Source organism: Pseudoalteromonas shioyasakiensis (assembly GCF_022398475.1).
In the GTDB taxonomy this organism is placed as follows: Bacteria; Pseudomonadota; Gammaproteobacteria; order Enterobacterales; family Alteromonadaceae; genus Pseudoalteromonas.
On the sequence record NZ_JAKEVM010000114.1, the window covers coordinates 1 to 13,802 of the forward strand.

The 13,802-nt window shown below is 43.2% G+C and carries 13 protein-coding genes; 10 read left to right on the plus strand and 3 right to left on the minus strand.

What is annotated here, in order from left to right; all coding sequences use genetic code 11:
- Nucleotides 1–130 precede the first annotated feature (130 nt).
- From glyA to L1D51_RS16460, 10 genes are all read left to right on the plus strand, one after another.
- Complete coding sequence (glyA, locus tag L1D51_RS16415; protein WP_055021994.1) at nt 131–1,387, plus strand: serine hydroxymethyltransferase; 1,257 nt, start codon at nt 131–133, stop codon at nt 1,385–1,387.
- A gap of 108 nt (nt 1,388–1,495) precedes the next feature.
- Nucleotides 1,496–1,945 carry a transcriptional regulator NrdR gene (gene nrdR / locus L1D51_RS16420; protein WP_054552576.1) on the plus strand — a complete coding sequence of 150 codons (450 nt, stop codon included), beginning with the start codon at nt 1,496–1,498 and terminating at the stop codon, nt 1,943–1,945.
- Between the two features lie 2 nt (nt 1,946–1,947).
- Nucleotides 1,948–3,087 (plus strand): bifunctional diaminohydroxyphosphoribosylaminopyrimidine deaminase/5-amino-6-(5-phosphoribosylamino)uracil reductase RibD, encoded by a 1,140-nt coding sequence (gene ribD, locus L1D51_RS16425; RefSeq protein WP_055021993.1) that lies wholly within the window; start codon nt 1,948–1,950, stop codon nt 3,085–3,087.
- Between the two features lie 4 nt (nt 3,088–3,091).
- Nucleotides 3,092–3,745, plus strand: coding sequence for a riboflavin synthase (locus tag L1D51_RS16430; protein WP_054562663.1), 654 nt, complete (start codon nt 3,092–3,094; stop codon nt 3,743–3,745).
- Between the two features lie 42 nt (nt 3,746–3,787).
- Complete coding sequence (ribBA, locus tag L1D51_RS16435; RefSeq protein ID WP_054562662.1) at nt 3,788–4,903, plus strand: bifunctional 3,4-dihydroxy-2-butanone-4-phosphate synthase/GTP cyclohydrolase II; 1,116 nt, start codon at nt 3,788–3,790, stop codon at nt 4,901–4,903.
- Nucleotides 4,904–5,008: 105 nt separating this feature from the next.
- Nucleotides 5,009–5,473: a 6,7-dimethyl-8-ribityllumazine synthase gene (ribH, locus tag L1D51_RS16440; RefSeq protein ID WP_054562661.1), complete on the plus strand. Its 465-nt coding sequence runs from the start codon at nt 5,009–5,011 to the stop codon at nt 5,471–5,473.
- 15 nt (nt 5,474–5,488) lie between these two features.
- Nucleotides 5,489–5,899, plus strand: a complete 411-nt coding sequence (gene nusB, locus L1D51_RS16445) for a transcription antitermination factor NusB (RefSeq protein WP_054552571.1) — start codon at nt 5,489–5,491, stop codon at nt 5,897–5,899.
- A gap of 44 nt (nt 5,900–5,943) precedes the next feature.
- Complete coding sequence (gene thiL, locus L1D51_RS16450; protein WP_054562660.1) at nt 5,944–6,918, plus strand: thiamine-phosphate kinase; 975 nt, start codon at nt 5,944–5,946, stop codon at nt 6,916–6,918.
- The gene (locus L1D51_RS16455; RefSeq protein ID WP_055021992.1) at nt 6,915–7,400 is read left to right on the plus strand and encodes a phosphatidylglycerophosphatase A family protein; all 486 of its coding nucleotides are present in this window, start codon (nt 6,915–6,917) and stop codon (nt 7,398–7,400) included. The genes thiL and L1D51_RS16455 overlap by 4 nt, the downstream gene beginning before the upstream one ends.
- Nucleotides 7,401–7,433: 33 nt before the next feature.
- Nucleotides 7,434–10,520: a ligand-binding sensor domain-containing diguanylate cyclase gene (locus tag L1D51_RS16460; protein WP_054562807.1), complete on the plus strand. Its 3,087-nt coding sequence runs from the start codon at nt 7,434–7,436 to the stop codon at nt 10,518–10,520.
- 60 nt (nt 10,521–10,580) lie between these two features.
- Here the strand turns inward: L1D51_RS16460 and dxs are convergent, their stop codons facing one another.
- The 3 genes from dxs to xseB form a co-directional block, all read right to left on the minus strand.
- Nucleotides 10,581–12,443 (minus strand): 1-deoxy-D-xylulose-5-phosphate synthase, encoded by a 1,863-nt coding sequence (gene dxs, locus L1D51_RS16465; protein WP_055021991.1) that lies wholly within the window; start codon nt 12,441–12,443, stop codon nt 10,581–10,583.
- A gap of 89 nt (nt 12,444–12,532) precedes the next feature.
- On the minus strand, nt 12,533–13,420 hold the full coding sequence (ispA, locus tag L1D51_RS16470; protein WP_055021990.1) for a (2E,6E)-farnesyl diphosphate synthase: 888 nt from the start codon (nt 13,418–13,420) through the stop codon (nt 12,533–12,535).
- 4 nt (nt 13,421–13,424) lie between these two features.
- Nucleotides 13,425–13,667: an exodeoxyribonuclease VII small subunit gene (gene xseB / locus L1D51_RS16475; RefSeq protein ID WP_054552565.1), complete on the minus strand. Its 243-nt coding sequence runs from the start codon at nt 13,665–13,667 to the stop codon at nt 13,425–13,427.
- Nucleotides 13,668–13,802 lie beyond the last annotated feature (135 nt).

The window sequence follows — 13,802 nt, forward strand, 5'->3', positions numbered from 1 at the left end:
TATTAAAACACTGTGAAATAAATTCAATCCCTGTTTAAATATGTTCATCTTTACAAGATAGGCAAAAGTGCGTTTTAAGCGTACAATACAGCCTTTAAAAAACACCATACACGTTGCCTTAGGAGACCCCATGTTAGAACGTAGCATGAATATTTCGGATTTCGATCCAGAGTTATTTGCAGCCATCAATAAAGAGACGGCTCGTCAAGAAGAGCACATCGAACTGATCGCGTCTGAAAACTACTGTAGCCCACGCGTACTTGAAGCGCAGGGTTCTCAGCTTACCAACAAATATGCTGAAGGTTACCCAGGCAAACGTTACTATGGCGGTTGTGAGCATGTTGACGTTGTTGAGCAATTAGCAATTGACCGTGCAAACGAATTATTCGGCACAGATTACGCTAACGTTCAACCACATGCGGGTTCACAAGCAAACGCAGCTGTTTTCCAAGCTCTTCTTCAGCCGCACGATACAGTACTAGGTATGAGCTTAGCTCATGGTGGTCACTTAACTCACGGCTCACACGTTAACTTTTCTGGTAAAACGTACAATGCAATTCAATACGGCCTAAACGACGAAACAGGCGAAATTGATTACGCTCAAGTTGAAGCACTTGCATTAGAGCACAAGCCAAAAATGATCATCGCTGGTTTCTCTGCATACTCAGGCGTTGTTGACTGGGCTAAATTCCGTGAAATCGCTGATAAAGCAGGTGCATACTTATTCGTAGATATGGCTCACGTTGCTGGTCTTATCGCGGCTGGTGTATACCCAAGCCCAATCCCTCACGCACACGTTGTTACAACAACAACTCACAAAACATTAGCAGGTCCTCGTGGCGGTCTAATCGTTTCTGCATGTGGAGATGAAGAGATCTACAAAAAGCTAAACAGCGCTGTTTTCCCTGGCGGTCAAGGTGGTCCTTTATGTCACATCATCGCTGCTAAAGCGGTTGCTTTCAAAGAAGCATTACAACCAGAATTCAAAGCGTACCAAGCGCAAGTTGTTAAGAACGCACAAGCAATGGTTGAAGTACTGCAAGAGCGTGGCTATAAAGTTGTTTCTGGTAAAACAGACAACCACTTATTCCTTCTTGACCTAATCGATAAAGATATCACAGGTAAAGATGCTGACGCTGCACTAGGTAACGCAAACATCACTGTAAACAAAAACTCAGTACCAAACGACCCACGTTCACCGTTTGTAACGTCTGGTCTTCGTATTGGTTCTCCGGCTATTACTCGCCGTGGTTTCAAAGAAGCTGAGTCAAAAGAGCTTGCAGGCTGGATCTGTGACGTACTAGACAACATCAACGATGAGTCTGTACAAGCAGAAGTAAAAGAGAAAGTTAAAGCTATCTGTAAAAAATTACCAGTTTACGCTTAATTACTAGTTAAACCGTAATTAAGATAACAATAGCGTTGTTTTTTGCTATTATAAAGGCCGCTTACTAAGCGGCCTTTTTTTGTTTTTTATAAACGGAAGTTGAACCCTATGCATTGCCCTTTTTGCACCGCAAAAGATACTAAAGTAATTGATTCTCGACTAGTTGGCGGTGGTCACCAAGTGAGACGTCGACGTGAATGTAACGAATGCCATGAGCGCTTTACCACCTTTGAAGGCGCTGAACTTGTGATGCCAAGAGTCATCAAGCAAGATGGTAGCCGCGAACCATTCAATGAAGACAAATTACTGAATGGCTTGCATCGCGCTTTAGAGAAACGCCCAGTGAGCACTGAGCAGGTCGATGAAGTCGTTAACATTATTAAATCTCAACTTCGTGCTACGGGTGAGCGTGAAATCTCTAGCCATTTAATTGGCGAATGCATCATGGAGTCACTAAAGAAACTCGACAAAGTAGCCTATGTGCGCTTTGCATCGGTTTATCGTTCATTTGAAGATATTCGCGAGTTTGGTGAAGAGATCGCTCGTTTAGGTGATTAATCATGTCGTTTACAGAGCTTGATACAGCTTACATGGCTCGTGCCATTGAGCTTGCTAAACAAGGTCGTTTTACTACGACGCCAAACCCGAATGTTGGCTGTGTTTTGGTTAAAGATGGCGAAATAGTCGGTGAAGGGTTTCATCAATTAGCAGGGCAGGGCCATGCTGAAGTGAATGCCTTGGCTGTAGCTGGCGACAACGCGAAAGGCGCCACTGCATATGTGACTTTAGAGCCTTGTAGTCACTATGGGCGCACTCCACCTTGTGCCGAAGGTTTAAAAGCAGCAGGTGTAAGTAAGGTCATTGCAGCTATGGTTGACCCAAACCCTGCGGTGAGTGGTCGCGGCCTACAAATTTTAGCTGACGCCGGTATTAGCGTTGCATCTGGTTTACTTGAACAACAAGCGCGCGATTTAAATAAAGGTTTTTTAAAGCGTATGGAATCTGGATTGCCATATGTGACTTGTAAAATGGCATGTAGTTTAGATGGTAAAACAGCGCTAAATAACGGCCAAAGTAAATGGATAACAGGCCCTAAGGCGCGCCAAGATGTGCAAGCATTTCGTGCGCAAAGCTGTGCTATCCTAACCGGTGCAGACACCGTTATTACTGATAATGCCAAACTTAATGTCCGTGTTGATGAGTTGCCATTTACCATGCCAACCTCGTTGCCTTTGCGCCAACCAACCCGAATCATTATTGACTCACAAAACAGGTTAACGCCTGAACTTGCGTTATTCAGCATCGAGAGCCCGATGATAATTTTTACCACGTCGCTTGATAATCATACCAAGTGGCCTCACTTTGTTAAACACGAAGTGGTGCCAGCAAATAACAATAAAGTTGATTTATCGGCGGTTTTAAAGCGTCTTGCTGAACTACAATTTAATCATATTTGGCTCGAAGCGGGTGCAACCCTTGCAGGGGTGTTCGCAGAGCAAGATTTAATTGACGAATACATTGTTTATATTGCCCCTAAGTTAATAGGTGATATGGGCAAAAGCTTACTAAACTTTGCAGAAGTCACCATGATGAGTGATATCACTGAACTGACCTTTACTGATACAGTGATGATTGGCGATGATATTCGCTTAACAGCGATAAAAGCAAAGCAAGCCACAGACATTGAAAATAAAGAGTAGCACTATGTTTACTGGAATTATTGAAGCAACAGGTAAAATTGTTGAACTAACACAAAAGCAAGGTGATCTAGCTATTCGTATTCAAAGCCCTAATTTGGATATGAAAGACGTCAAGCTCGGTGACAGTATTGCCACCAATGGTGTGTGTTTAACGGTTGTCGCTAAACATAGCGATGGTTTTAGTGCTGACTTATCAAACGAAACAATTAGCTTAACTGGGTTTGCACATTATAAAAAAGGTCAAACAGTTAACCTCGAAAAAGCCATGCAACCGGTTTCTCGCTTAGGTGGGCACTTAGTGTCAGGGCATGTTGATGGTATTGCGACTGTCGAAAGTATTAGTCCCAATGCTCGTGCAACCGAGTACTGGTTAAGCACAGACAATGATTTAATGAAGTACATTCCGTACAAAGGTTCTGTGTGTATTGATGGCATTAGCCTAACCGTCAACGAGGTTGAGCAAAATCGCTTTAAGCTGACGATTGTTCCGCATACTGCAGAGCAAACAACGATTGCAGAATTTCAGGTGGGGACTCAGGTGAACTTAGAAGTTGACCAGATTGCTCGCTATTTAGAGCGCCTAATTAAAGGGGCTGAACAACCTTCCCGTTCAGACATATCAATGAGCTTGTTAGCACAAGCTGGCTTTATTAAGTAAGCAAAGATACGTCACTATTAATCATACTCTCATGGGCACATTATGAATTTACACAGCGCGCAAGAAATTATCGATGACATTAAAGCCGGTAAAATGGTTATTTTAATGGACGATGAAGACCGAGAAAATGAAGGCGATTTAATCATCGCAGCAGAGCACATTAGTGCTGATGCTATCAACTTTATGGCAACACATGGCCGTGGTTTAATTTGTTTAACAATGACACAAGAGCGTTGTCAGCAGTTAGAATTACCACTGATGGTGAAAAATAACGGTGCAGCTTTTTCAACTAACTTCACTATGTCGATTGAAGCGGCGAAAGGTGTAACTACAGGTATTTCAGCGGCCGACCGTGCACGTACCGTTCAAGCCGCAATCGCTAAAGGTGCCGTGCCGAGCGATATCGTTCAGCCAGGGCATATTTTCCCAATTATGGCGCAGCCTGGTGGCGTGTTAACACGTGCAGGTCATACTGAAGCAGGTTGTGATTTAGCGCGTTTAGCGGGTCTTGAGGCGTCATCTGTGATTGTTGAAATCTTAAACCCAGATGGCACCATGGCGCGTCGCCCTGATCTTGAAGTATTTGCTAAAGAGCATGACTTAAAGATTGGCACCATTGCAGATTTAATCGAATACCGAAACCTAAACGAAACCACCATTGAGCGCGTTGCTAAATGTAAACTGCCAACAGATCACGGTGAGTTTGATTTAGTGACCTACAAAGACACCATTGATGGTCAGCTTCACTATGTTTTACAAAAAGGTGAAGTATCGAAAGACGAACCAACGTTAGTACGTGTTCACTTACAAAGTACCTTTAACGATATTCTATTATCAGATAGAAGTGCTGATCGTAGCTGGGGCTTATCAGATGCGATGGCTTATATCGCTGAGCACAACGGTGTGCTGGTTATCTTGGGTAAACAAGAGTCAACAGAAGACCTAGAAGCAACCGTTAAAGCCTTTGCCGCTGAAGATGCTGGCGAAAATGTGAGTCATCGTAAATTCCAAGGTACATCGCGTACTGTGGGTGTGGGCTCGCAGATTTTGGCTGATTTAGGTATTGAAAAGATGCGCTTAATGAGCCGTCCTAAGAAGTACCATGCGTTATCTGGTTTCCACTTAGAAGTGGTTGACTATGTTGAGCCTCGCTCTTAATTAGGTAAAACAGATTTACTAGGCTACTTTTATATTTTTGTGGTATTATGCGCCGTAATTTTTGCGCAATCGCAACCGCTTAAACTTATTTTTTAGGGTTATTAAATGAAAATTATTGAAGGTAACAAATACGCACCGGGCAAAAAATTTGCCATTGTCATTTCTCGCTTTAATGACTTTATTGGTAGCAGCCTATTAGCAGGTGCTGTTGATGAGCTTAAGCGCACAGGTGGCGTATCTGAAGACGACATTACAGTTGTTTACGTACCAGGTGCCGTTGAATTACCTTTAGCAGCGAAACGCGTTGCAGCAAAGAAAGAACACGATGCAATCATCGCTTTAGGCGTAGTGATCAGAGGTGGTACACCACACTTTGATTTAGTCGCTGGCGAATCAAACAAAGGTCTTGCGCAAGTATCTCTTGAGTATGATATCCCGGTTGCATTTGGCGTATTAACCACTGAAAGCATTGAGCAAGCAATTGAGCGCGCAGGTACCAAAATGGGTAACAAAGGCGGCGAAGCTGCTTTAGGTGCGCTTGAAATGGTTAATGTGTTAGACAAAATTTAAGTTTAAGGAATCTCTGTGAAACCAGCAGCAAGACGTAAAGCACGTATCTTAGCACTTCAAGCCGTATACTCTTGGCAGTTAAGCGGTAACCCAATTGCTGATATTGAACAGCAAATGTTAATTGAAAATGATGTGACTAAGATCGACGTCGAATATTTCAAAGACCTAGCACGCGGTGTTGTTGTTAACTGTAAGCAATTAGATGAAATCGTTGCGCCACATTTAGCACGCCCAGCTGATGAGTTAGACATGGTCGAAAAAGCAATTTTACGTCTGTCTGGCTATGAGTTGAAATTCCGTGAAGACGTACCTTACAAAGTGGCAATCAATGAAGGCATTGAGCTTGCTAAGATGTTTGGTGCTGAAGACAGCCATAAGTTTGTCAACGGTGTACTTGATAAAGCAGTGAAAGAACTGCGTAAGTAAGTAACCCCGTAAAGGAGAGCCGGCTTGGGCCGGCTTTTTTGTGTATGAAGGAATTTGAACTAATCAATCGTTACTTTAAGGGGCGTGGCATTATTCGCCGTGATGTGAACCTAGGTATTGGTGACGATTGTGCCTTAGTAACTGTGCCTGAAAACTGTCAATTGGCGGTAACAACAGACACCTTAGTTGCGGGCGTACACTTTTTTGATGACATCTCTGCGCGTGCCCTTGGGCATCGAGCTTTAGCTGTTAACTTAAGTGATCTTGCGGCAATGGGCGCTGAACCTACGTGGATTTCGGTAGGCCTAACTTTGCCTGAAGCAAATATAGAGTGGCTTGAAGAGTTCACTGAAGGCATGCATGAAATTGCAGAGTACTTCAATGTGCAAATCATTGGTGGTGATACCACTCAAGGCCCTTTAACTATTACGATTTGTGCTAAAGGTATCGTGCCTGAAGGCAAAGCACTGCGCCGTAGCGGTGCTAAAGTTGGCGATTGGATTTATGTAACAGGTCCATTAGGTGATGCTGGTGTAGCCATTGAAGCCCGTAAACAAGGCCTCGATATCGCCCCTGAACACTTAAGCTATTTAAATAATCGCTTTGATTATCCGACTCCACGTGTTGCAGCTGGTCAGGTTCTGCGAGGCGCTGCCTCTGCAGCAATTGATATTTCCGATGGCTTATTAGCTGACTTGGGCCATATTTTAGCGCTATCGCAAGTTAGTGCGGTGATCAATGTTGATAAAGTGCCTGTTTCTGATGCATTAAACTCGTCGATTCCACGAGCAGAGCAATTTGACTATATCTTAAATTACGGTGACGACTACGAGCTGCTGTTTACTGTGCCAGAAAGCAATAAAAGCATGGTTGATATGAAGCTACGCCAATATGGTGTTGAAGCAAGTTGTGTAGGTCAAATTAAAAGTGGCGAAGGTGAGATTGAGCTATTACTTGATGGTGAGCAATTTAATTATCAAGGTAAGGGCTTTCAGCACTTTACGAAGGAGCCGGTTTGAGCAGTAACCGATTATTCAATTTAAAACGCCCACACCAATTTTTTGGTTTGGGTTTTGGCTTAGGCCTTGCCCCTAAAGCACCTGGCACCTTTGGTACCTTTGCTGCCTTGCCACTTATTTTTACTACTATGTACTTTCCACTGTGGTTACAGATTGTGTTTGCCATCGTGATCAGTGTATTTGGTATTTGGGCATGTGGTAAAACAGCAGATGACTTAGGGGTACATGATCATCCAGCCATTGTTTGGGATGAAGTTGCTGGTTATTATATCACCATGATTGGTGCTGCACTGAGTTGGCAGTCACTGTTGGTTGGTTTTTTATTGTTCCGCTTTTTTGATATCGCTAAACCAGGCCCTATCCGAATTCTAGATAGACGTTTACACGGTGGCTTGGGCATCATGGCTGATGATATTTTAGCAGGTATATTTTCATTAATTTGTGTTCAAGCCTTGTTTAAAGCAGGCTATTTGCCTTTTTAAACGATGAGTTAAGTGTTACTTGGTGGCAAGTATATGATGCGATTTCTAGTTGTCTGTTTGTTGATGCTTTGCAGCACGTCTGCGTTTGCATCTATTACTGACTATGTCGTCAAACAGTGGAACATCCAAAATGGCTTGCCATCGCAATCTTTAAAAAGCATTGCTCAAGATGAGCAAGGTTATATGTGGCTAGGTACTCAGTTTGGCTTAAGCCGCTTTGATGGTAACACCTTCACTAACTTCAATACGCAAAACAGCGATTTCCTACCAAGTAATGGTATTAATAAGCTATTAGTTGATAGTACTGGGTTACTTTGGGTTGGTACCAAAAATGGCTTGGTAACACTTGATCCTAAAACCATGATGTCGCAAACCTTTAACGTTAAAGGTCCGGTTCGCGATATTCTTGAAGACTCCAAAGGCAGTATATGGATTGCAGCGAATGGCCTTTATTACGTTGCTCGAAATCAAGTCACACTCAATCAAAACTCAGCGTTAATTGTACCTGTATCTAATGCCACTGCAATTACGCAAATTGTTGGTTCAGTGAGCCAAATGGCGTTGTCGCCAGAAGGCATTTGGCTGGTCAATGAGCGTCATTTATTGCGTTTAACCAATACCTCTTCTGACTTTGCTAAATTACGATTAGAGCTGACTGCCAAAGTTTCATTACCTGAGCGTTTAGCACAAACAATTATTCATGATATGGCTTGGCTTGAAGGGAACTTATACCTTGCCTCAGAGCTGGGTGCCTACTTCCTTGATTTAGATGACGAGCTGCGTCCATTCCCACTGCCAAATGCCAGTAACTCTGCCGTTTATAAGTTTATGAGCGACTCAGATGGAGCGCTCTGGATTTCGACCTATGGCCGACTGTTATTTCGTGATAACTCAGGGGATTGGCAATGGGTTGAGCCAAGCCAGCTCGATCAAAGCATTTGGTTTGCCGATATTTTCCGTGACAATCAAAATAACATTTGGCTGGCAAGCTTCAGTGAAGGCTTATGGCTTGCTCACGAAGGGCGTATTGAACGTCACTCAGCTATCTCAAATATGACCGAAGCGGTGATGGCAATTAGCCAAGCACCTGATGGCAAATTATGGGTGGCTAACCGCAGCGGTGTTGGTTACTTCGATTACAACAAGAATTTTGTAAATCAAATTCCGAGTAACCAGTTTGGTCGAGCAGCAGTGCACGACTTACAATTTGATGGTGACCGTTTGTACATCGCAACAGGCCGCGGTGTGTTTTATTACGAAAACCAAAACTTGTATACGGTGCCGGGGCGAGCACTGCGCGATAACCCAGTATTCGCAATTAGCCGTTCTAGCAAAGGCGGTTTTTGGCTCGGTACTGGCCGTGGTATGTACCGCTTAAGCTACGGTGGTTTAACACCCTTTGCATACAATGCTTTCTTAAGCAGTAAATTTATTACCTATGTTCTGGATGAGCAAAACTTTGGCTTAATTGGCACCAGTAAAGGGGCTTATTACTTTACCGACCGCGGGATTGAAAAAATTGGCGACCAAACCAGCTTAGAAAGTGCCTACGTTACCAGTATTTTGAATATTGAAGGGGTGGGGATATTAATTGGCTCACTTAACGATGGTTTATTTTATCGCAGTACCAAAGGCCAGTGGCGTCAGTTAGATGCAACAGACGGTCTGCCGTATGGCTCTATTTTTAGTCTTGTTTACGACAAGCAATTAAAACGTATCTGGGTCAGTACCATGAAGGGTGTATACCGCATGCCAGTCGAGCAGTTTGGTACTGATATCGAGAGCTTAAAAGTAGAACAAGTGATCTCATCGTTCGACCGTCAACTTGATGGTAAAGCAAGTCAGTGTTGTGCTGGTCTGGGTCATGATGCTGTAGCAGATACAGGTAACTCTATTTGGTATCCAAGCCTACAAGGTGTGGTAGAAATACCAAAGAGCGTTGAGCTTTTTGGTGTACAAGCACTTAAGCCTCGTATTGAAAGCTTGATCACGCCGCTTCGTCATTTAAGTACAGCTACTTTAGGCAGTAAGCCAGAGCTACAAATTGATGAACGCGATGTAACGTTAAAATACACTGCGATTGATTATTATGCTCCTTCAAGTATTGAGTTCCGTTACCGTTTAAGTGGCCTAGACAGTGACTGGCGTTATGCCAATACTCGTCGTGAGGCAATCTATACCAACTTACCGCCGGGGTCGTTTTTATTCCAACTTGAAGCAAAACGCCGTGGTGAAGATTGGCAAAAAGCACGTCGTACTGAGTACAGCTTTGTAGTGCCGCGCCGTTTTGATGAGACTATTTATTTTAGACTCTTGATCACTAGTAGCTTTATTTTACTGTTCTACCTTGTATTTTGGGTATTTAGAGCGCAAGAGAAACGTAAGCAATTAGCCCTTGAAAGCTTAGTAACAGAACGTACCGTAGAGCTTCGAGAAGCTAACGATAAGCTTAATCAAGTGAACTCACAGCTTAAGTTAGTTAGTCACTCAGATGAGCTTACAGGCCTACGTAGCCGCCGCTTCTTGTTTGATCAGCTCCCTAAAGATATCGAACACTTCCAGCGTAACTCGCAATCATTGCAAGCGCAGGGTAAGTCGCTCGTGCTATTGATAATTAACTTTGATAACTTCAGTCGCATTAATGATGCATATGGCCCGCTCGCCGGCGATAGCTGCTTACAGCAAATGGCGACTTTACTGAATAGCCGTACTCAAGGTTCTGACTATGTTGCACGTTGGAGTGGCGATGAGTTTTTACTCTTACTACGTGATTTCAAACGCACAGCAATAGACAATTATGTGGCCGATTTATGTGAAGCAATTGCAGCAAACCCATTTAGATTACCGAATGGAGAATCGACCACGATTACTGCGTCGGTTGGCTGGTCTTTCTATCCTTTACCTTTATTAGGTGGCCAAGTTATTGGTTGGGAAACCTCAGTTAACCTTGCTGATATTGCATTGCATCAAGTGAAAAAGCGCGGTGGTGATGGCGTTGCCAACATTACCTTTGACGAGCAATTAGATGCCTTTGAGTTCGAACAAAGCCACAATGTTGATCAGCAGCTTAGTGCACTACAAGCTAATGGTTTAGCCGATATTAAAATTTGGATGCGCTAGCGTTTCTATTGGTATTAAAAAAGGAGCCTTAAGGCTCCTTTTTAGTGAATGCTGTTTGGCTTAAGCCATGAACGCTTTGATGCTAGTTAAAATACCATTAGCATCTAGGCCCATTTCGGCGTGCATTTCATCTTGCGTGCCATGCTTGATGAACTCATCTGGAATCCCTAAGTTTAAGATAGTCACATCCGCTTTGATTGCAGCTAAGTATTCATTTACAGCAGAACCCGCACCGCCTGCAATGGCGTTGTCTTCTAGAGTAACAATTACATCATGGTTGCCAAGTAATTCACTGATAGCGTCAGTATCAAGAGGCTTAATAAAGCGCATATCAATCACTGTTGCGTTAAGCTTTTCAGCAGCTTCTTTGGCGTTCTCTAACAGCGTACCAAACGACAAGATGGCCACTTTATTACCTTGTTTGATGCTACGCGCTTTACCAATTTCAATTGCACTCATGGTTGATTCAACCTCACAGGTGCCGGCACTACCACGTGGGTAACGAACAGCAACAGGTTGATTGCATTGGTAGCCAGTGTAAAGCATTTGGCGGCACTCGTTAGTGTCGCTAGGCGCCATGATGATCATATTAGGAATACAGCGCATAAAGCTTAAGTCATAGGCGCCTTGGTGAGTTTCACCATCAGCACCAACAATACCGGCACGGTCAATAGCAAATAGAACAGGTAAGTTTTGTAATGCTACATCGTGGATAAGTTGGTCGTACGCACGTTGTAAAAAGCTTGAATAAATAGCAACAACAGGCTTCAACCCTTCACAAGCAAGACCAGCTGCAAGCGTTACAGCATGTTGCTCAGCAATTGCTACATCAAAGTATTGCGCTGGGTACTCTTTAGAAAAACGTACCATGCCTGAGCCTTCACGCATGGCAGGGGTAATTGCCATTAGCTTGTCGTCTTGAGCTGCCATATCGCATAACCAGTCACCGAACACATTTGAGAATGTGGCAGCGCCCGGTTTTGATTTTGGTAATTTCGACATGCTCGGATCAAATTTTGGTACGCCGTGGTAGCCAATTGGATCTGCTTCAGCAGGCTTATAACCTTTACCTTTTTGCGTTTTAATATGTAGTAATTGCGGACCTTTAAGGTTGCGCATATTACGTAAGGTATCAACCATCATATTAACATCGTGGCCATCAATTGGGCCGATGTAGTTTAGGCCTAACTCTTCAAAGAAAGTGCCCGGAATGACCATACCTTTTAAGTGTTCTTCCATGCGGCTAGCAAGTTCTTTCACTGGCGGTAAACCAGAAAGAAGCTTTTTACTGCCTTCACGAATATTGGTGTAGAAGCTGCCAGATAAAATACGGGCAAAGTGATTGTTTAGTGCACCTACGTTTTCTGAAATCGACATTTCATTATCGTTTAAGATAATTAACACGTTAGGGTTAACATCACCCATGTGGTTCATCGCTTCAAATGCCATACCAGCAGTGATCGCACCATCGCCAATAACAGCAACTGTTTTACGATCTTTACCTTCTTTTTCGGCAGCAATGGCCATGCCTAAGGCTGCTGAAATAGAGGTGCTCGAATGGCCAACACTAAATGTATCGTAAGGGCTTTCTTCACGGAATGGGAAAGGGTGCAAACCGTCTTTTTGACGAATAGTATGCATTTGGTCACGACGACCCGTTAAGATTTTGTGCGGATATGCTTGATGACCCACATCCCATACTAAACGATCTTCAGGAGTGTTATAAACATAATGCAGCGCAACGGTTAGTTCAACAGTGCCTAAACCTGATGCTAGATGACCACTACTTTGCGAAACTGAATTAAGTAGGTATTCGCGTAACTCTTTACTAAACGCAGGTAACTTGTCTTGCGCTAAATCACGCAGCTGTGCTGGTTCGTCAACCAAACTTAATAATGGATACTTGCTACTATCAAGTGTCATGATTTTTTATACATCCTTCGCTAACCAGAGTGCATTATAGCCCATTGCTGCTCTGATTTTTTAGTTATTTTGTCTTTCTTTTTTAGGCATTAATAATTACGTTCAACGATATAGCTAGCAAGGCTCGCCAGTTCGCTGGTGTCGTAATCAATTGCCTCAAGAGCTTGATGAGCTTGAGCTAGTAAATCTTGTGCTTTTTGCTTTGCACCAGCCATACCTAATAAAGCAGGGTAAGTTGCTTTATTAGCCGCAATATCTGAGCCTTGTGGCTTACCTAATGTTTCAGTATCAGCTTCTACATCAAGGATATCGTCTTGTACCTGAAAAGCTAGCCCTATTGCTTGGCCAAATAGGTTTAATTGCGCGAGAGTATGTTCATCACAGCTTTTTGCACTCAATGCACCAAGTGTAATAGCACAATTAAGCAAGGCGCCCGTTTTTAGCTGATGAATGCGCTCTAACTGCGCAACGGTAATTTCTTTATCGGTCGCTTCAATATCCAGTGCTTGCCCACCTACCATACCTTCAATACCTGAGGCTTTGCTTAATGAGGCAATCATTTTTACTTGCTGGCTCGCAGGAACGGCAAATTGATGGTTGGCAATTAAATCAAATGCCAGCGTTTGTAATGCATCGCCCGCGAGTATGGCTTGCGCTTCGCCATAAACAATATGACAGGTAGGGCGGCCACGTCTTAAGTCATCATCATCCATGGCAGGTAAGTCATCATGGACTAAAGAGTAGCTATGAATACACTCAATAGCGGCAGCAAGAATATCAAGATCGGTCTTGTCTGCGCCCATCATTCGACCCGTTGCGTATACAAGGTATGGACGTAAGCGCTTACCACCATTTAAAACACCGTAATGGGTGGCTTCTTTGATGGTTTTTTCGGTATTAAGTGGTAGTTCGAAATAGCGATTTAAATGTGCTTCAACGTCTTCACGAGCGCGTTGTAGTTGTTCTTTTAATTGCACTTAATTAGTCCAAGTTTGAATCAAAATTGCTAAGAGGAGCTTGGCTATCGTTACCCATTAAAATGGCAACCTTTTGTTCGGCTTGCTGTAACTTACCAGACGAAGCATTCGCCAGTGCAATGCCGCGTTCAAATTGTTTTAGCGATTGTTCTAGTGACAATTCACCTTGCTCCATTTGTGCAACAATTTGAGATAATTCATCCAGCGCTTCTTCAAAGCTTAAGTTTTCTGGTTTCTTTGTTGCCATTGTGGCCTCGATAGCTGTTAGAAAGTGAGGCCAATTTTAGGGGGAATGCTAAACTAGGTCAAAGAATGATGTGTTTTTTTACGCATAATCCATTTTCAATATGCTATTTTTACGGTTTTAGATACAGCTTAAACT

Bases quoted from the DNA above. Each gene is read 5' to 3' on its own strand.
- glyA (WP_055021994.1), top strand. From the start codon at position 131: ATGTTAGAACGTAGCATGAATATTTCGGATTTCGATCCAGAGTTATTT.
- nrdR (WP_054552576.1), top strand. From the start codon at position 1,496: ATGCATTGCCCTTTTTGCACCGCAAAAGATACTAAAGTAATTGATTCT.
- ribD (WP_055021993.1), top strand. From the start codon at position 1,948: ATGTCGTTTACAGAGCTTGATACAGCTTACATGGCTCGTGCCATTGAG.
- L1D51_RS16430 (WP_054562663.1), top strand. From the start codon at position 3,092: ATGTTTACTGGAATTATTGAAGCAACAGGTAAAATTGTTGAACTAACA.
- ribBA (WP_054562662.1), top strand. From the start codon at position 3,788: ATGAATTTACACAGCGCGCAAGAAATTATCGATGACATTAAAGCCGGT.
- ribH (WP_054562661.1), top strand. From the start codon at position 5,009: ATGAAAATTATTGAAGGTAACAAATACGCACCGGGCAAAAAATTTGCC.
- thiL (WP_054562660.1), top strand. From the start codon at position 5,944: ATGAAGGAATTTGAACTAATCAATCGTTACTTTAAGGGGCGTGGCATT.
- L1D51_RS16460 (WP_054562807.1), top strand. From the start codon at position 7,434: ATGATGCGATTTCTAGTTGTCTGTTTGTTGATGCTTTGCAGCACGTCT.
- dxs (WP_055021991.1), bottom strand. From the start codon at position 12,443: ATGACACTTGATAGTAGCAAGTATCCATTATTAAGTTTGGTTGACGAA.
- xseB (WP_054552565.1), bottom strand. From the start codon at position 13,667: ATGGCAACAAAGAAACCAGAAAACTTAAGCTTTGAAGAAGCGCTGGAT.